16 protein-coding genes are annotated in these 16121 nt (G+C 62.9%); 7 read left to right on the plus strand and 9 right to left on the minus strand.

Translation table 11 applies throughout. The annotated features are described in order from the left end of the window. The first annotated feature begins 92 nt into the window (after positions 1 to 92). Positions 93 to 830, plus strand: a complete 738-nt coding sequence (locus I2I01_RS15585) for a DUF4197 domain-containing protein (protein ID WP_196287389.1) — start codon at positions 93 to 95, stop codon at positions 828 to 830. 39 nt (positions 831 to 869) lie between these two features. Then, a complete protein-coding gene (locus I2I01_RS15590) occupies positions 870 to 1475 on the plus strand; it encodes a 3'-5' exonuclease family protein (RefSeq protein ID WP_196287390.1) in 606 nt (201 codons plus the stop codon). Positions 1476 to 1544: 69 nt separating this feature from the next. Here the strand turns inward: I2I01_RS15590 and I2I01_RS15595 are convergent, their stop codons facing one another. Continuing rightward, complete coding sequence (locus tag I2I01_RS15595; protein WP_196287391.1) at positions 1545 to 2267, minus strand: LytR/AlgR family response regulator transcription factor; 723 nt, start codon at positions 2265 to 2267, stop codon at positions 1545 to 1547. A 190-nt stretch (positions 2268 to 2457) separates the two neighbouring features. Here I2I01_RS15595 and I2I01_RS15600 point away from each other — a divergent pair, with 190 nt between their 5' ends. Beyond that, a complete protein-coding gene (locus I2I01_RS15600) occupies positions 2458 to 2877 on the plus strand; it encodes a hypothetical protein (RefSeq protein ID WP_196287392.1) in 420 nt (139 codons plus the stop codon). A 12-nt stretch (positions 2878 to 2889) separates the two neighbouring features. Here I2I01_RS15600 and I2I01_RS15605 read toward each other — a convergent pair whose 3' ends face one another. Continuing rightward, positions 2890 to 4269, minus strand: a complete 1380-nt coding sequence (locus tag I2I01_RS15605; RefSeq protein WP_211537983.1) for an FAD-dependent oxidoreductase — start codon at positions 4267 to 4269, stop codon at positions 2890 to 2892. Positions 4270 to 4474: 205 nt separating this feature from the next. On the opposite strand from I2I01_RS15605, the gene I2I01_RS15610 reads away from it, so the two are divergent. After that, positions 4475 to 4729, plus strand: a complete 255-nt coding sequence (locus I2I01_RS15610; protein WP_196287393.1) for a hypothetical protein — start codon at positions 4475 to 4477, stop codon at positions 4727 to 4729. Between the two features lie 611 nt (positions 4730 to 5340). Here I2I01_RS15610 and I2I01_RS15615 read toward each other — a convergent pair. From I2I01_RS15615 to I2I01_RS15635, 5 genes are all read right to left on the minus strand, one after another. Beyond that, on the minus strand, positions 5341 to 5937 hold the full coding sequence (locus I2I01_RS15615; protein WP_196287394.1) for an alpha-ketoglutarate-dependent dioxygenase AlkB family protein: 597 nt from the start codon (positions 5935 to 5937) through the stop codon (positions 5341 to 5343). 50 nt (positions 5938 to 5987) lie between these two features. After that, a complete protein-coding gene (locus tag I2I01_RS15620; RefSeq protein ID WP_196287395.1) occupies positions 5988 to 6662 on the minus strand; it encodes a hypothetical protein in 675 nt (224 codons plus the stop codon). Positions 6663 to 6749: 87 nt separating this feature from the next. Then, entirely contained in the window at positions 6750 to 8036 is a 1287-nt protein-coding gene (gene kynU / locus I2I01_RS15625; RefSeq protein WP_196287396.1) for a kynureninase, read from the minus strand. A 180-nt stretch (positions 8037 to 8216) separates the two neighbouring features. Beyond that, entirely contained in the window at positions 8217 to 9257 is a 1041-nt protein-coding gene (locus I2I01_RS15630; RefSeq protein ID WP_196287397.1) for an amidohydrolase family protein, read from the minus strand. Positions 9258 to 9392: 135 nt separating this feature from the next. Continuing rightward, entirely contained in the window at positions 9393 to 9917 is a 525-nt protein-coding gene (locus I2I01_RS15635) for a 3-hydroxyanthranilate 3,4-dioxygenase (protein ID WP_196287398.1), read from the minus strand. Between the two features lie 295 nt (positions 9918 to 10212). On the opposite strand from I2I01_RS15635, the gene I2I01_RS15640 reads away from it, so the two are divergent. The 3 genes from I2I01_RS15640 to I2I01_RS15650 all read left to right on the plus strand — a co-directional run bounded on the left by I2I01_RS15640 (position 10213) and on the right by I2I01_RS15650 (position 13736). Further along, complete coding sequence (locus tag I2I01_RS15640) at positions 10213 to 11970, plus strand: hypothetical protein (protein ID WP_196287399.1); 1758 nt, start codon at positions 10213 to 10215, stop codon at positions 11968 to 11970. 54 nt (positions 11971 to 12024) lie between these two features. Continuing rightward, positions 12025 to 12816 carry an SDR family oxidoreductase gene (locus tag I2I01_RS15645; protein WP_196287400.1) on the plus strand — a complete coding sequence of 264 codons (792 nt, stop codon included), beginning with the start codon at positions 12025 to 12027 and terminating at the stop codon, positions 12814 to 12816. Between the two features lie 176 nt (positions 12817 to 12992). Next, positions 12993 to 13736 carry a glycosyltransferase family 2 protein gene (locus I2I01_RS15650; RefSeq protein WP_211537984.1) on the plus strand — a complete coding sequence of 248 codons (744 nt, stop codon included), beginning with the start codon at positions 12993 to 12995 and terminating at the stop codon, positions 13734 to 13736. 84 nt (positions 13737 to 13820) lie between these two features. Here the strand turns inward: I2I01_RS15650 and I2I01_RS15655 are convergent, their stop codons facing one another. Next, entirely contained in the window at positions 13821 to 14375 is a 555-nt protein-coding gene (locus I2I01_RS15655) for a hypothetical protein (RefSeq protein ID WP_196287401.1), read from the minus strand. A gap of 119 nt (positions 14376 to 14494) precedes the next feature. Then, the gene (locus I2I01_RS15660; RefSeq protein ID WP_196287402.1) at positions 14495 to 16042 is read right to left on the minus strand and encodes an ArnT family glycosyltransferase; all 1548 of its coding nucleotides are present in this window, start codon (positions 16040 to 16042) and stop codon (positions 14495 to 14497) included. Positions 16043 to 16121: the final 79 nt, after the last annotated feature.

The following is a 16121-nucleotide window of genomic DNA, read 5'->3' on the forward strand; positions in this document are numbered from 1 at the left end:
GCCTGCGGGCTAGGTTTGCCGGCATTCCAACCCGCTGCGCGGCCGGGCAACGCCCGGCGCCGGGGTTTTATTTTTATCCGGCTGTCTGCTTTATGAAGAACTACTTTTTGCTGCTGGCCCTCGTGCTGGGCGCTTCCGGCCACGCTTCGGCCCAGATTTCCCTCCCCAAAATCGGCAACATCAAGCTGCCCCCAATGGGCAAAACCACCGGCGCCGCCCCCGGCAGTGTGAGCAACGCCGAAGCCGCCAATGGCCTCAAGGAAGCCCTCATCCAGGGCATCAGCAAGGGCGCCGACCAGGCCTCGCAAACCGACGGCTTCAACCTGAACTCGCTCATTCGCATTCCCTTCCCGCCCGATGCGCAGCGCGTGGCCACCAAGCTGCGCGCCCTGGGCCTGGGCAGCCAGGTCGATGCCTTCGAGCTGAGCCTGAACCGCGGGGCCGAAGACGCCGCCAAGAGCGCCAAGCCCATTTTCCTGAATGCCATCAAGAGCCTGACCTTCACGGACGTGTGGAACATTCTGAGTGGGCAGCAAGACGCTGCCACGCAGTACCTCAAGCGCACCACGACCGGCCAGCTCACCACGGCGTTTCAGCCCATCATCCAGCAAAGCCTCGATAAGGTGGGCGCCACCAAGTACTACACCCAGCTCAGCACCACCTACAACCGCATTCCGCTGGTGCAGCCCGTGCAAACCGACCTCAACCAGTACGCCACCGGCAAGGCCATCGACGGCTTATTCACGCTCATCGCCCAAGAGGAAGCCAACATCCGCCAAAACCCCGTGGCCCGCACCACCGAGCTGCTGAAAAAGGTGTTTGGCGGTTGAGCAAGCAGCGGCCGGCAGCCATTGCCCGTACAACCGGCCATGCGCTACGTTTCCCTCGACCTCGAAACCTCCGGCTCGAACCCGCGCCGCCACCAGATTCTGGAGCTGGCGGCCGTCATTGAAGACTCGCGCCACCCGCTGCCGCTGGCCGAGCTGCCCGCCTTCCGGCGCGTGGTGCGCCACTCCGAGTACGTGGGCACCGCCGGCGCCCTGGCCCTAAATGCCCGCCTGCTGCAGGAACTGGCCCAAAAAGAGCCCAACCCCGAGCTATGCACCCCCGAGGAACTGATGCCCCAGCTGCGCGCGTTTCTGCTGGCGCACGGCTTCCGGCCCGATGCCAAGGACTGCGTGTCGGTGACGATGGCGGGCAAAAACATCGGCGTCTTTGACCTGGGCTTTCTGAAAGAACTGCCGGGCTACGGCGCCCTCGTGCGCGCCGAACCCGCTATGCTCGACCCGGCCGTGTTCTACCTCAACTGGCACAAAGACTCGCGCCTGCCCAGCATGCGCATCTGCAAGGCCCGCGCCCGCTTCGACGACCAAGAAGTGGCCCACGAAGCCCTGGCCGACGCCCTGGACGTGGTGCGCCTGTTGCGGCCTTTTTACCAACTGCCGGTTTATCAGCAGGTGGTGGAAAAGGATTAGAGCCAGTAACCAAGACAAGTGAGGGACTCCGTCTTGGTTACTGGCTCTAATATATTGGCTCTGAAAAATTTAAATCCGCTGCAGGCCCTTGTAGAAGCCATCCTGGTACGACTTGCCGATGGGCACGAAGTGGCCGCCGCGCAGGTTGGCGGTGTTGTCTTCGATGGATTCGATGTGCTGCGTGTTCAGCAAATAGCTGCGGTGCACCCGAATGAAGTTCGGGAACGGCGCCAGCCGGGTTTCGAGGGCCTTGAGCGTAGTATAGACGATGTATTTCTGCTTGGGCGTTACAATGTTGACGTAGTCGGAGAGAGCCTCCACGTATAGCACATCGTCGAAGTTGATGCGCACCATGCGGCTGTTCACCTTCACAAACAGGTCGGCGTTGGCCGGCGCTTCGGGGGCGGCGGGGGTGGCTGATGCGCTGGCGCTGTGGCTGGCGCGGGCTTGCACACGCTGCACCGCCTGCGTGAAACGCGCAAACTCGAAGGGCTTCACCAGGTAGTCGGTCACGCGCAGTTCGAAGGCATCGACGGCAAAATCCTGCCGGGCCGTGGTGATGATGACCTCGGGCGGGTCCGTCAGCACGCGCAGCAATTCCAGGCCGCTGAGGTGCGGCATCTCAATGTCGAGAAACAGCACATCCACCTTGTTGCCCTCGCGGAAGTATGTGAGGCCGGCAATGCCGTCGCTCAAAGAGGCCACCAGCTTCAGGTCTGGCGTGAGTTCAATGTAGTGCTCAAGCGTCAGACGATTGATTTCGTCGTCGTCAATGATGGCGCATGTTAACATAGACAAGGAAAAGAAGAGCAAATGACGAAAGCACTGGTGCGTTCGCCGGTATAAAGTAACTACTCGCAGAGGAAAAGCGCGCAACCAACCAGCCGCAGCAACCGCAATAAATGGCAAAGAATAGCTTTGCTATTTGCAAATAACACAGAATGAGCCTGCTTTTTGGCTCTGTACTTCTGCTTTTAACTTCATGCTGAAATTGCGCCCATTTGCCTGGCTGATGTTTTTGCTGGTTGGCAGCGCCTTAGAAGCGCACGCCAGCCCCCGGCCCAAACCCCTGACCACCGCCGAAACCGAGGCGCGCAACGAAGCTTTGGTGCCCAGCCTGTCGGCGCAGCTCCGCGAGGCCCGGCGCATCGCCCGGTTTCTGACGGATGCCCTCTCCCTCACCGAGGCCCAGCGCCTGGCCGTGGAGGCCACCACGGCCGCCGAGCGCCAGGTGCTGGCCTTGGTCGCCACCCCCGCCGATGCGGCCGAGGCCCGGCGTGCGTACCGCTCGGCCGTGCACGGCGTGCTCGACGCCCGCCAGCTCACCGCCTACGAGGACTTGTGCCAGCGCCTGGCTGGCACCGCCCAGGCCCTCGATGGCACCGGGCTGGCCATTCGCTAGCCGGCGCGGTGGCTAGGGCCGGGCGGCCATTTCCTGCTCTACAAGGGCCTGCACGTCGGGCCGGTCGTAGTCGGCTTCGGCCTGAATGTGGGGCATGAGGCGGGCCATGATGGCGTCCTGGCGCTGGCCGGCGGCCCAGGCCTGGGCGTAGGGCGTGTGCGAGAACGTGACCTGTGAATAAAGCGGCGTCCAGCGGCCGGGGTATTGGGCCGAGATTTTGGCCTCAATCTTTTTCTGGAGCAGGAAGCGCGGGTCGGCCACCCGGTCGCGCATCTCCACGAAGTTGTACACGGCCAGGTCGGCCATGGCGTCGGTGTTGGGCTTGCGCTGCTGCTGAAACTCGGCAAAAATGGTAGCCCAGGCCGCGTCGCCGTGCTGGTCTAGCAGTTCGTTGAGCACGCTGCAGTCCTCGAAGCCGGCGTTCATGCCCTGCCCGTAGAAGGGCACAATGGCGTGCGAGGCGTCGCCGAGCAGCAGCACGTCGTCGTCGAACTTCCACGGAAAGCAGCGGATGGTGACCAGCGAGCCTGTGGGGTGCTCAAAAAACTCCTGCTCCAGGTCCGGCATCAGAGGCACGGCGTCGGGAAACACGCGGTTGAAAAAGGCCGTCACGTCGGCCGGCGTTTGCAGGGCCGCGAAGCTCTCGGCGCCCTCGTAGGGGAAGAAAAGCGTGCCGTTGAATGAGCCATCGAGGTTGGGCAGCGCAATCATCAGGTACTGCCCGCGCGGCCAGATGTGCAGGGCGTTTTTCTCGAGCTGCCAGCTGCCGCCGGGGCCAGCTACCAAGGTCAGTTCCTTATAGCCATAGTCGAGGTAGTCCTGCGAGTAGTCGAACCGCTCCTGCCGCTGCAGGGCCCCGCGCACGGCCGAAAACGCGCCGTCGGTGCCAAACAGGCGGGTGTAGGGCGCGGTGTGCTCCTGCTGCGTGGCCGTGTCGAGCAGGTGCAGGGCCTGCTTCTTGAGGTCGATGCCGAGGCACTGCTGGCCAAACTGCAGGCGCACGTTGGGCTGGGCCTCGGCCAGGTCAAGCAAGCGGCGGTTGAGGTGGCCGCGGTTCACGGAGTAAATGGCCTGGCCATCCTGGCCGTAAGGCTGGCGGGTGAGGTTGCCCTGCACGTCGTGCATCACGCGGCCCGTCATCGGAATGCCCACTTGGCGGATGTCGTCGGTCACGCCCACGCCCTCCAGGGCCCGCCAGCCGCGGTCCGACAGGGCGAGGTTGATGGAGCGGCCCTCTTGGAAGCCGGCCCGGCGCGGGTCGGCCCGCCGCTCAAACACCTGCACCGGGTGCCCGCGCCGGGCCAGATAAAGCGACAACAGCGAACCAACCAAGCCAGCCCCCATCACGGTGAGCGGCTCGGCAGCGGGCAACAACGGCATTTCAGCAGCCATAACGAAGTAAGAAGAGGGTGGAGAGCCCCAGCGGGCGGGTGGGAGGCGAAACTACTACGCTCCGGCGCATTGCCAGTCGGGCCGCGCATTTCCATCCGCCGTTTAGTTGTACTCATCGCCTATCTGATATGACTAGTCGTAAAATTTTCGCCCCAGGCAACCGGTGCAAGACCTTTGTCGAATTAGAACTAAATCATCATTTGTTATGACTCGCTTTCGTTTTCGCTATAAGTGTATGAGCTACCAGCGGTGGCGCTGCCGGGCCGGACGCCGCCAGGCCCGGCCGCTGACCGTGTCGCTGGCTATTGCCGATTTTGACCCCCGCCCGGCTGCCTGGCGCCACCGGCTGCCCGCGCCCGCACTGCCCTTGCCCACTCCGAAGGCCCTGCGCATCGGCGACTACGTGGTCAGCGAAGAAGGCGACCTGCGGCTATTCGGCTGCCCAGACATTCGTTATTAATGGACCACGCGACGGTTATTAGGTTGTATTAGCGTTATCATGTGCCAGTGAGTTTTAAAGAGGATATTCGTTAGTGTCATGCTCTTCCCGTTTCTACTGACTTTCCTGCCCATCTCTACCGGTTGCGGTAGCTAGCCCATCACCCTATCGGCTCAAGCAGGTTTTTTCCCGGCGTGCTGCTGTTAAAGCCGCTGCTCCCGCAGGCAGCCCGGCCGGTCCCGACTGTAACACGCGCATAGCGCCCCTTTTCTGCCATGGCAGCCGGCTTTGTCGGTGCCACCCGGGCTTGGTACGTTCCTTGTAAAAGGGCACTCCTGCTATGCAAGTCGCTGAATACGGCTGAGGTTTCTTTCCACATCATCCCGTTCATTGATGCCCCGCAAACCATCATATTCAATTCCGACAACTTCCCAGACACAGCCGCTAACCAACCAAGTGCCTGCTGACGCCCCAACTACCCCAGGGCCAGAAGCCACCGAAGCCGCGGCCGAAGCGAAGGCAACTCCTGAAACAACGCCAACTTTCCGGGTCGGCGACTACGAGGTGGGCGACGGCTACTTTTCAGAGCTGAGTGGGCACCCCGATATAGTATACTAGGCTCAAAAGTCAACCTACGCCTGGCCGGCTACCCAGCGAAAGGTCAGGTTCAGGCGCGGGCCCAGCAGGCGGGTGGTTTTGGGCAGGGCGTGCTGCCAGTTTTGCTGCGTAGCACCGCGCATGAGCAGCAAGCTGCCCGAGGGCAAATCGAGGGAAAGGGGTGGGTGCGCCAGCCCGGCACGGGCCCGCAGCCGGAAGCGGCGCAAGGCGCCCAGGCTGAGCGAGGCAATGATGGGCGTCGGGCCCAATTCGGGCTCGTCGTCGGCGTGCCAGCCCATGCTGTCGCGGCCGTCGCGGTACAGGTTCAGCAGCACGCTGTTGAAGCGGGCGTTGGCGGCGGCTTCTACGCGCTGGCGCAGGGCTTGTAGCGTGGGCGTCCAGGGGCGGGGCTCCCAGGTAAGGTTGGAATAAGTGTAGCGGGCCTCGGCATCGCCGTACCAGGCCGTGAGGCGCGGCTGCGGAAACTCCTGCCCAAACAGCCGGATGTTGCGCTGCTCCCAGGCTACCCCGGCGGTGAGGCTGGCCAGCAGGGCGGCCGCCTCTGCTTCGGGCAGAAATGCGGGGTCGAACTGCAAGTCGGCACCGGGCAGCGGAATAGGAGTCAGCGGCATGCTTAAGCTTGGGTCAATTCGCAAAACAGAGCGGCCCGCGTTGCTAAGGCTTACTTCTGCATCATCTTCTCCAGTTTCTGCCGCTCCTTTTGGGGCAGGAAGGTGATGAGCTTTAAAGCACCCCAGGCAAATACAAAATAGATGAGCATGGGCAACAGAATGCTGCGGCTGCGGTAGCTGATGGGCCCCACGTAGCGCGGCCACACCCACAGCGCGTAGAGCAGTGCCGCCGGAATATTAAACAGCAGCCCGCCCAGCACGGGGCTGATGCCCAGCGCTGTCAGGAGCGGCCCCATCAGCAGGCTGCCCGCCACCAAATAAGCCAGGATGAACAGCAGCAGGCCCAGCATGGCGCCCTTCCGGCCCAGCCGATACAAGTTGATGCTGAGCAAAATGCCGCCCATTATCATGGTGAACAGCAAGGAAAACAGCACAATGGCCGTCTGCGAATACAGCACCGGGCCGCTGGGCTCGTCAGTTGCTTCCACCGGCGGAGCAGCGCGCTGGCGCTCGGCTTCCAGAGCAGCTTCGCGGGCGGCCTGCTCGGCCGCACCAGCTTCGAGGCCGGGGCGCAGGGACGCTTCTTCGGGCGCAGTCTGGCCGCGGCGGCGCAGCTCGTCGAGGGCGGCGAGCACGGCGGCCTCGCGGTACTGGGCATGGCCGGTCACGTATTCGCGCAGGGCCGCATCAGTTTTGAGCAGCATCTTGGCGGCGTAATCTTCCATGGAATTCAATTAACAGTTAACAATTAGCAATGGGCAATTAGCAGGCCGGTAGTGGGATAAGCAGAGGAAGTCATGTTGAGCAATTACTCATTCCTCATTGCTTATTGTGAATTGCCGCAACGCTTCGCCCACCCGGTCTACGTCTTCAAACGAATTATAGAGCGGCACGGGTGCCAGGCGGATGACGTTGGGCTCGCGCCAGTCGGCGATAATGCCTTGGTCGGCGAGGTAGTCGAACAGCTCGCGCCCGCGCTCGTGCACCAGCACCGAGAGCTGGCAGCCGCGCTGGGCCGGGTCGGCGGGCGTGATGATTTCGAGTTTATCGGCCGGCAGGTTCAGGCCGCGAATCAGGCTTTCGAGGCGGGCGGTGAGCTGCTCGCTCTTGCGGCGCATAGCGGGCATGCCACCGGCGCGGTCCACAATGGCGAGGCTGGCCCGGTGAATGGCCATCGGGAAAATCTGGGCGTTGGAAAGCTGCCAGCCGGCCGCGCCGGGCATGGGCCGGAACCCTTTTTTCATCTGGAAGCGTACGCTGGCATCGTGGCCCCACCAGCCGGCCAGGCGCACGAGGTCGGGCCGGTGAGCAAACCGCTCGTGCACAAACACGCCCGAGGTGCCGCCGGGGCCGGAGTTGAGGTACTTGTACGTGCACCAGCAGGCAAAATCCACGTCCCAGTCGTGCAGGCGCAGGTCGAGGTTGCCGGCGGCGTGGGCCAGGTCGAAGCCCACGTAGGCACCCACGGCGTGGCCGGCTTTGGTGATGGCGGCTATGTCAAAGGCCTGCCCGGTGTAGTAGTTCACCCCGCCGATGAGGACGGTGGCCAGCGAGTCGCCCAGCCCGGCAATGGTGGCTTCAATGTCTTCGGTGCGCAGGGTGTGCTCGCCGGGGCGGGGCACCAGCTCCACAATGGCGTCGGCGGGGTCGAGGCCGTGCAGGCGGGCCTGGCTTTCGATGGCGTACTGGTCGGAAGGGAAGGCGCCGCCTTCCATCAGAATCTTGTAGCGGGTGGCCGTGGGGCGGTAAAACGACACCAGCAGCAGGTGCAGGTTCACCGTCAGGTTGTTCATCACCACCACCTCAATGGGCTTGGCGCCTACCAGCCGGGCCGAGGCCTCGGTGAGGGTTTCGTGGAAGTGCATCCAGAACGAAGGCGCCTCGAAGTGGCCTTCCACGCCCAGCCGCGCCCAAGTGTCAAACTCGGTTTCGACGGCCGCACGGGCCGCCTTGGGCATCAGCCCCAGCGAGTTGCCGCAGAAGTAGGCCACCGGGCGGCCATCGGGGCCGGGCGGCAAATGAAACTCCTGGCGGAAGGAAGCTAAAGAATCGGCAGCGTCGAGCTCGGCGGCGGGGGTGGGGGCATGCGGGGCGGTCATGGCCGCAAAGGTCGGCTTAAAGCGGTTGCCGATGCTAACAAAAGGTTATGGCCTTCGGCGGGTATGCGAGAACGTCATGCAGAGCGCAGCGAAGCATCTCGCTCGCGCAAGTAATCAGTTACTTCCCCGAGCGAGATGCTTCGCTGCGCGTTGCATGCAGGCGGCTGGCTTAAGACTTTATCAACCAACAATCTTAGCCGTGTGCTGGCCAATACTGCCAAACCGCTCGGCTGCCAGTCCCAGCCAGTCCAAGGCATTCTGGCCCAGCATGCGCGCCTTGACATCATCCGAAAATGGCATGGACTTGATGAGCTGGCCCGGTTCCAACTCGCCCAGCGGAAAGGGGTAGTCAGTGCCGAGGGTGATTTTGTCGGCTCCCAGGGTTTTCACCAAGTAGTCCAGCATCAGCGGGGCGTGCACCAGCGAGTCGACCCAGAACTTGCCCAGGTACTTGCGTGGGTTGTGCGGGTTGTCGACGGCGCAGAGGTCGGGGCGCACCTGCCAGCCGTGCTCGATGCGGCCGATGGTGCTGGCAAACGAGCCCCCGCCGTGGGCCACGGCCACGCGCAGGTTGGGCAGCCGCTCCAGCACCCCGCCGAAGATGAGCGAGCACAGGGCCAGCGTGCTTTCGGCGGGCATGCCCACCAGCCAGGGCAGCCAGTATTTGGGCATTTTGCCCTGGGCCATCATGTCCCAGGGATGCACAAACACGCAGGCGCCCAACTCCTCGGCAGCGGCGAATACCTCAAATAGCTCCGGTGCGTCGAGGTTCCAGTCGTTCACGTGCGAACCAATCTGCACGCCGGCCAGCCCGATTTTCATGCAGCGCTCCAGTTCCCGGATGGCCAGCTGGGGCGCCTGCATCGGGATGGTTCCCAGGCCCACGAAGCGGGTGGGGTAGCGGCGCACCACGTCGGCAATGTGGTCGTTGAGCAACTGGCTCAAATCGAGGCAGTCGAGCGGCTGGGCCCAGTAGCTGAACATGACGGGCACCGTGCTCAGCACCTGCACCTGCACGCCAAAATGGTCGTACTCGCGCAGGCGCACCGCCGGGTCCCAGCAGTTGTCCTGCACCTCGCGGAAAAACTTGTCGTCCTGCATCATGCGGGCGCAGCAGGGCTTGTGGTGCTCCAGCCGGATGAAGCCGCCGTAGCCGTACCGCTCCTTGAGGTCGGGCCAGCGCTCGGGCAAAATGTGGGTATGAATGTCGATGGAAAGCACGGGGTGGGCAGGCGAGGGGAGGGAAGAGAGCGGGAAGAATAGGCTGCCATCCTGAGCGCAGCGAAGGACCTTCTCACCAAGGAACCAGTCGTTCTTGGGTGAGAAGGTCCTTCGCTGCGCTCAGGATGGCAGATGTTAGGCCACCGGCGCGGGGGCCTCCATGTAGGTGCCGCAGTTCTTGCAGGTGCGCAGGTCGTCGTTGGCCCAGAAGCGGTTCATGATGGGCGGCAGCTGCGCCACGATGTCGGTGATTTCGGCAAACTCCTCGTAGAGCTTGTGGCCGCAGTTTTCGCAGTACCACTGGAAGCCGTCGAGCTCGCCGCCTTCGCGGTAGCGCTCCAGCACCAGGCCCACGGTGCCGGCCGGCCGGCGCGGCGAATGCGGCACATTGGGCGGCAGCAGAAACATCTCGCCGGGCCCGATGGTGATGTCGACGGGCTGGCCGTCTTCGATGATTTTGACGGTCATCGTGCCTTCAATTTGCCAAAACAGCTCCTCGCCGGCATCCACGTGGTAGTCTTTGCGGGCGTTGGGGCCGCCCACCACCATCACAATGAAGTCCTTGTTGTCTTTGAACACCTGCTGGTTGCCCACCGGGGGCTTCAGCAAATGGCGGTGTTCGTCAATCCATTTTTGGAAATTGAAGGGGCGGGTTATCATGGCAACGGCGTGGGTGGTTGGGGTTGCTAAGCTACGGCCGGGCCACGGTTTTTGCGCCAGCGGCCGACGGGGAAAGGATTGTGAACGCCTGTAAAAAGGAACGTCATGCTGAGCGCAGCCGAAGCATCTCGCGTGCTTCTACTAATCAATGACGTTGCAACGATTGGATTACTACCGCACGCGAGATGCTTCGGCTGCGCTCAGCATGACGTTTTGCAATGAGATTCATGTCAAGGCCTACCCTCATGCCCTACTTTTGCCCACGGTGCTGTTTCGGGCGCCTGCCTTCCCTTCTATGAAAAACTGGCTGCGACTGGCGTTGCTGACGGCCTTCTACGGCGCGCTGTTCCTCGTTTTCACCTGGCCGCTGGCGGCGCATTTCACGTCGGAGTTTTTAGTGGTGCCCGGGCACGATTCCTATACCTACCCCTGGAACGTCTGGCACTTCCGCACGGCGGTGCAAACCGGTCAGCCCATTTTTCATACCGATTGGCTGTTCTACCCGGGCGGCGCGTGGCTGCTGCTGCACACCTACACGCCTATTCTGGGCCTCATCGGCCTGCTGGTCGGCAACGACCTGCTGGCCGTCAACCTGGGTCTGCTGCTGAGCTACGCCCTCTCGGGCGCCGGGGCCTACCTGCTGGCCCGCCGCTGGCTGCAAAGCCCGCTGCTGTCGTTGCTGGCGGGGTTCATCTTCGCCTACTCGCCCTACAAGCTGCAGCGCCTGCCCGAGCACTACAATCTGGTGCTCACGGCCACGGTGCCCTTCTACGTGCTGGCTTTTCTACAGGCGTTTGCGTTTGAGGAACGCAAATTCCTGCCCCGGGTGCGCAGCTGGGGCGCGGTGGCCGGGTGCGTGGCGCTGGGCTTCATCACCTTGCTCAGCGACTATTACGTGCTGTTTGGGCTGCTGTATTTTTCGCTGGCCTACGCGGCGTGGTACTGGCTGGCGCTGGGACGTATCCGGTGGGGGGCGTTGCGCACTTGGGCGTGGCTGGGCGGCATCTTGGTGGTGAGCCACGTCCTCATCCGGCTGCTACGCCGCTGGGGTGTGGACGACCACGGCGCCTTCTGGTGGGGCGGCGACCTGGTCAGCTTCCTGCTGCCGCCGCCCACCAGCCGGTTTGTGTACTGGAACTGGGCCGCCCGGCTATACCACAACCCCCAGGTGTTCAACATGCCCGGCTCACTGGAGAACACGCTCTTCATCGGCTACGCGCTGCCGCTGCTGGCCATCGGGCTGTGGCTGCTGCGCCGGGTGCACCGCCGGCCGCTCTCGGCCGTGGCGCAGGATGCGCAGGGCCGCCCGCTGGCGTGGGTGCTCATCTTCTTTGCTATGCTCACGGTGCCGGCCCTGCGCATTTACGGCCACGACCGGCTGCACCTGCCCACCGCCCTGCTGCACTTCATTCCGTTTTTCAACAACATCCGCTGCCCCACGCGCTGGATTATGATGGTAGGCTTGTTCTTGCCCATCCTCACCTTCAGCGCCCTGGAGGCGGCCTGGCCGGCCCGCTTGCACGCCACGGCGCGCACGGCGCTGGGCCTGGTGCTGGTAGGCCTGGTGCTGTTTGAATACTGGCCCCGGCCTTACGACCGTAGCTCGCGGGCTGCGGTGCCGCGTGTATTTCACGAAGTGGCCAGGATGCCGGGCAAAACCCTGATTCCCGTGCCGCTGGGCGCTTCGAGTGGCAACCGACTGCTGGGCCAGATGAAGGCCACCAGCTTGTTTTACCAAACGGTGCACCACAAGAAGATGCCCATCGGCTACCTCTCGCGGGTGTCGGACGAGCAGTTTGCGGCCCTGCAAAACGACCCCGTGCTGGGCGGTGTGCTCCGGCGCCAGATTAAACCCGACACCGTTGCGCCCGCGCCGCCCGGCCCCGGGCAGGTGCAGGCCTTTCTGCGCCAGTACGACCCGGCGGCCTTCGTCATCAGCCCCGAATTCCGCGAGCAGCCGGCCCACTTGTTCTTGCGCCAGCTGCTACAGCCCTACGGCTACCGCGAGCAGCTAGTGGACGGCTACGTGCTGCTCACACCGCCGGGCCAGTGAGCGCGCGGGCCGCAAAAATTCAAACTCATTGCCCAACAGTACCCTCCTCTTCCTATGAATCTCTCCTTAGAAAACCGCCGCGCCCTGGTAGGTGGCAGCACCCAGGGCATCGGCCGCGCCGTGGCTGAGGCCCTGGCCGAAAATGGCTGCGCCATCACCTTGCTGGCCCGCAACGAAGACCGCCTGCGCGAGGTGGCCGCCGCCCTGCCCACGCCGGCCGGACAAGCGCACGACTACCTCGTGGCCGACTTCGACGACCCCAGCCACGTGGCCGAGGTGGTGCAGACTTACCTGGCCCAGCACCCGGTCGGTTTCCACATCCTGGTGAATAATACCGGCGGCCCGGCCGGCGGCCCGCTGCTGGAGGCATCGGTTGATGCGCTGCGGGTGGCGTTCAACCAGCACGTCATTTGCAACCACTTGCTGGCACAGGCGCTGGTGCCGGGCATGAAGGCGGCCGGTTTTGGGCGCATCGTCAACATCATCAGCACTTCGGTGAAGATTCCGCTGCCGGGCCTGGGCGTGAGCAACACCATTCGCGGGGCTGTGGCCAGCTGGGCCAAAACCCTGGCCAACGAGCTCGGCCCGCAGGGCATCACCGTGAACAACGTGCTGCCCGGCGCCACCCTCACCCAGCGCCACCACTCGCTGGTGGAGAAGAAAGCCGCCCAAACCGGCCAGCCCGCCGATGCCATCGAGGCCGACATGCTGCGCACCATCCCGGCCCGCCGCTTTGGCTTGGCCGAGGAGGTGGCTGCAGCCGTGGCGTTCCTGGCCTCGCCCGCCGCTGGCTACATCAACGGCACCAGCGTGCCCGTGGATGGCGGCCGCACCGGCAGCCTGTAGCAATGGAATAAGACGCAAATACTGTTATCCGGCGCGCAGCCCAGTGCCTGCTCACGTCAGCCCCAAATGCTTTAGTCGTGAGCAGGCCCTGCGCTGCGCGCCGGACGACAGATGTTTTCTGCTATTCCTTAATCATCAAGCGCAGCGCCAGCGTTTACCTTTGCTATTCATTTGCCTTGCCCAGCTTTCTTCTCGTGGTAAAATTCGATACACTTTCCATCGTCATTCCGGTCTATAACGAGGCCCGCACCATTCACCAGATTCTGGATTTGCTGCGTGAGCTGGAACTGGTGAATAACATCGGCAAGGAAATCATCCTCGTCAACGACTGCTCCACCGATGCCTCGGCCGATACCATTCGGGCCTACGCCGCGCGCTACCCCGAAATGGGCCTGCGCCTGCTGGAGCATCCCGTGAACAAAGGGAAAGGCGCCGCGCTGCACACCGGCATCCGCGAGGCCACCGGCGACTACGTCATCATTCAGGACGCCGACCTGGAATACGACCCCGAGGAGTATAATCTGCTTATTCGGCCGGTGTTGAAAGGCTTCGCCGACGTGGTGTTCGGCTCGCGCTTCATGGGCGGCAACCCGCACCGGGTGTTGTTTTTCTGGCACAGCATCGGCAATGCCTGGCTCACCTTCCTCTCCAACATGTGCACCGACCTGAACCTGACGGACATGGAAACGTGCTACAAGATGTTCCGGCGCGACATCATTCAGGGCCTGAAGCTGGAAGAAAACCGCTTCGGCTTCGAGCCCGAGGTGACCGCCAAAGTGGCCCGCGTGCCCGACGCCCGCATTTACGAGGTAGGCATCAGCTACTACGGCCGCACCTACGCCGAGGGCAAGAAGATTGGCTGGCGCGACGGTTTCCGCGCCATCTACTGCATCCTGAAATACGGCTTGCTAGGAGCCTGACGCCCGCTCGCAGCCGCCCCCGTCCCGCCCGAGAGCCTTGTGCTACCACCGAGCGAAGGACACGGGCGAGGCGGGAGCAGTGCCTTATTTGTCAGCGTTTAGTAGCTCAATATCGTCGAGGTAGATGTCTTCGGCACCGGCGTTGGCGCCCCGCCACATGTACACCTTCAACTGGGATTCGGGCGTGATGGTAGCCGGCATATCCACGGTTTGTTCGACTTCGACCCACTTGTTATATCCACCGGCTGTCTTAGCCAATTCAAGTCCTTTCCAAAGCAAGGGTTTTTGGTCGGGCGCAGTGGTAGCGGGGTCGACCTCTACAACCAGCGTAGCAGCCGATTTGTCGTTGGGCACGTTCACCCACGCCTTTATTTTTAATTTTGAGAACCGGGTAGTGCTGAGCTTGCTGGCTACACTGCTGTAGCCCAACGAGTATTCGGCGGCCGGCCCCACTTTCACCGAATAACGCCCGGAATGGGCTTTGGAGGTGGTGAGGGAGGGCGGGACGTCGCATCCGTTTGTCCAACCCGCGACCGATTCAAAGTCATTGCCTGCCATATACCCGGCCGGTTTTTCAGACGTGGCGTGGCCACAAGCGGCAAGAACCAGGGCCAAGAAGGAGTAGTAAGTGTTTTTCATGAGGAAAGCAAAACGCGTGGAATACGCCACGGTCCAAAAATACAGCAAAACTGTGGTTAGCTGGCGGTAGCTAGTGAGTCATTAAGGGCTTGTTGGCACAGCTTGCGTTGCGCGGGGGCTTATTGCAGCTGCCCCCACAAGGGCAGTGCACCGGGTGCTTGACGGATGTAGTCGGGCGGGTGCTGGTCGTGGTGGTCAGGGAAATACGCTATGTGCCACCCTAGCGCCTGCAGGCGTTGCACTTGTGCCTGCGAGGGCCACCACGAGTACACGGGCCGGTTGGCGTAAAACATGGCCGTAATTTCGTCGCCGCCCAGCGCATTGAACACGACGTAGCCGGCCGGCACGTCCCGGTCGAGCTGGCGGTAGATAACAGCATTGTTCAGGCGGGCGGCCCGGCCCGCCGTAGGCCAGAACGGGTGGTCGACGCCTTCGTCCAAGTGGTTGCTGTATACCTCGGCCGGCCGCAGGCTGAATAGCACCACGGTAGCGCCCAAGAGCACGGCGCCCGCTATGCCGGCTTTGGAGGGCGCCTGGCGCAGCCACTGCCAAGCGGCAGCCACCGGCAAAGCTGCCAGTAGCAACAGTACTGAGCTTACGACATAGGTGTAGGAATACATTTTAGTGGCGGCCAGCGAAAACAGGGTGTACACCGCCAGCACTGCCACCAGCAGGGGCAGCAGCCGTAGCAGCCAGCCTCGGTAGGCAGCTATTGCAAAGCCCAGCAGCATCAGGCCCAGTAGCACCCAGCCGTAATGAAGCGGCAGTAAGTTCAGGTGGTAGTACCACGCCGCGCTGTGGCCCTCGAGGGCTTCGCCGAAGTGGCGAGAGTTGTAGGCGCGCTCGTAGCTGCTTTCGAGCGGAAAGCGCCACGCTGTGTAAAGCTGCCAGGGCAGCGCGACGACAACCGTTATCAGCAGCGCCGCGCCCAGGCGCAGGTATTCGCTCACGCGCCGGGGCTGCTCCAACACAATTGCCGTGCCCCAGCTGGCGTAGACCAACAGCCCAACCAGCCATTTGCACAGCACGCTGGCTCCAGCCAGCACACCCACCAGCACCAGCCACTTCGTGGGGTGGCGGCTGGTGCGGTACTCGTAGTAGGCCCACAGGCTGGCCGTGATGTACACGCCAAAGGCGACGTCGTTGTGGTCCATGCCGATGAGGCCGCTCGTTTGTTCCAACTGGTAGTGGGCAACTGCCAAGAGCAAGGCCAGCGCGTACCCCGTGTCGGCGTTAAACAATAAGCGTCCTATTCGGTAAGCAGGATACAGCACCAGGGTTCCCAGCACTACGCTGGGTAGCCGGAGCGCCAGCTCGTTTGTACCAAATACGGCCATGCTCAGTGCCATTTGCCACATAAACAGGGGCTGCTTGTGCAGCCAGATGTGATTGCAGCACCACGCCTGGTAGTCGTATGGCAACAGTTGGTCGAGCCTGAGCATGGGCGCCAAGGGGTGGCTCATCAAGTGCTTCGCTACTAAAGCGTGGTAGCGCTCATCCCAGTCGTGCAGAAAAGGGTCGAGGGCGGCCATCAGCAGCCGCAGCAAGAACGACGCCCCCATCAGGGTGACCAAGGCACTGCCTATGCGGCGGCGATACCATAGCCACAGGCTGGCCGTTAGCAACAGGCCCGCGCCGGATAACAGGAGCAGATTTAGCGTGTTCATTGATAGTAAAGGCGGTGGGTGCCGTTGCCACCGCTCAGCCGCTGAGGCAGGATGGCCTTCATTTGCTGTGCAGGCCCGT

The sequence above is a fragment of the Hymenobacter properus genome, from assembly GCF_015694735.1.
Lineage (GTDB): Bacteria > Bacteroidota > Bacteroidia > Cytophagales > Hymenobacteraceae > Hymenobacter > Hymenobacter properus.

Coding starts and splice junctions, on each gene's coding strand:
- I2I01_RS15585 (WP_196287389.1), top strand. CDS start 93: ATGAAGAACTACTTTTTGCTGCTGGCCCTCGTGCTGGGCGCTTCCGGC.
- I2I01_RS15590 (WP_196287390.1), top strand. CDS start 870: ATGCGCTACGTTTCCCTCGACCTCGAAACCTCCGGCTCGAACCCGCGC.
- I2I01_RS15595 (WP_196287391.1), bottom strand. CDS start 2,267: ATGTTAACATGCGCCATCATTGACGACGACGAAATCAATCGTCTGACG.
- I2I01_RS15600 (WP_196287392.1), top strand. CDS start 2,458: ATGCTGAAATTGCGCCCATTTGCCTGGCTGATGTTTTTGCTGGTTGGC.
- I2I01_RS15605 (WP_211537983.1), bottom strand. CDS start 4,269: ATGGCTGCTGAAATGCCGTTGTTGCCCGCTGCCGAGCCGCTCACCGTG.
- I2I01_RS15610 (WP_196287393.1), top strand. CDS start 4,475: ATGACTCGCTTTCGTTTTCGCTATAAGTGTATGAGCTACCAGCGGTGG.
- I2I01_RS15615 (WP_196287394.1), bottom strand. CDS start 5,937: ATGCCGCTGACTCCTATTCCGCTGCCCGGTGCCGACTTGCAGTTCGAC.
- I2I01_RS15620 (WP_196287395.1), bottom strand. CDS start 6,662: ATGGAAGATTACGCCGCCAAGATGCTGCTCAAAACTGATGCGGCCCTG.
- kynU (WP_196287396.1), bottom strand. CDS start 8,036: ATGACCGCCCCGCATGCCCCCACCCCCGCCGCCGAGCTCGACGCTGCC.
- I2I01_RS15635 (WP_196287398.1), bottom strand. CDS start 9,917: ATGATAACCCGCCCCTTCAATTTCCAAAAATGGATTGACGAACACCGC.
- I2I01_RS15640 (WP_196287399.1), top strand. CDS start 10,213: ATGAAAAACTGGCTGCGACTGGCGTTGCTGACGGCCTTCTACGGCGCG.
- I2I01_RS15645 (WP_196287400.1), top strand. CDS start 12,025: ATGAATCTCTCCTTAGAAAACCGCCGCGCCCTGGTAGGTGGCAGCACC.
- I2I01_RS15655 (WP_196287401.1), bottom strand. CDS start 14,375: ATGAAAAACACTTACTACTCCTTCTTGGCCCTGGTTCTTGCCGCTTGT.
- I2I01_RS15660 (WP_196287402.1), bottom strand. CDS start 16,042: ATGAACACGCTAAATCTGCTCCTGTTATCCGGCGCGGGCCTGTTGCTA.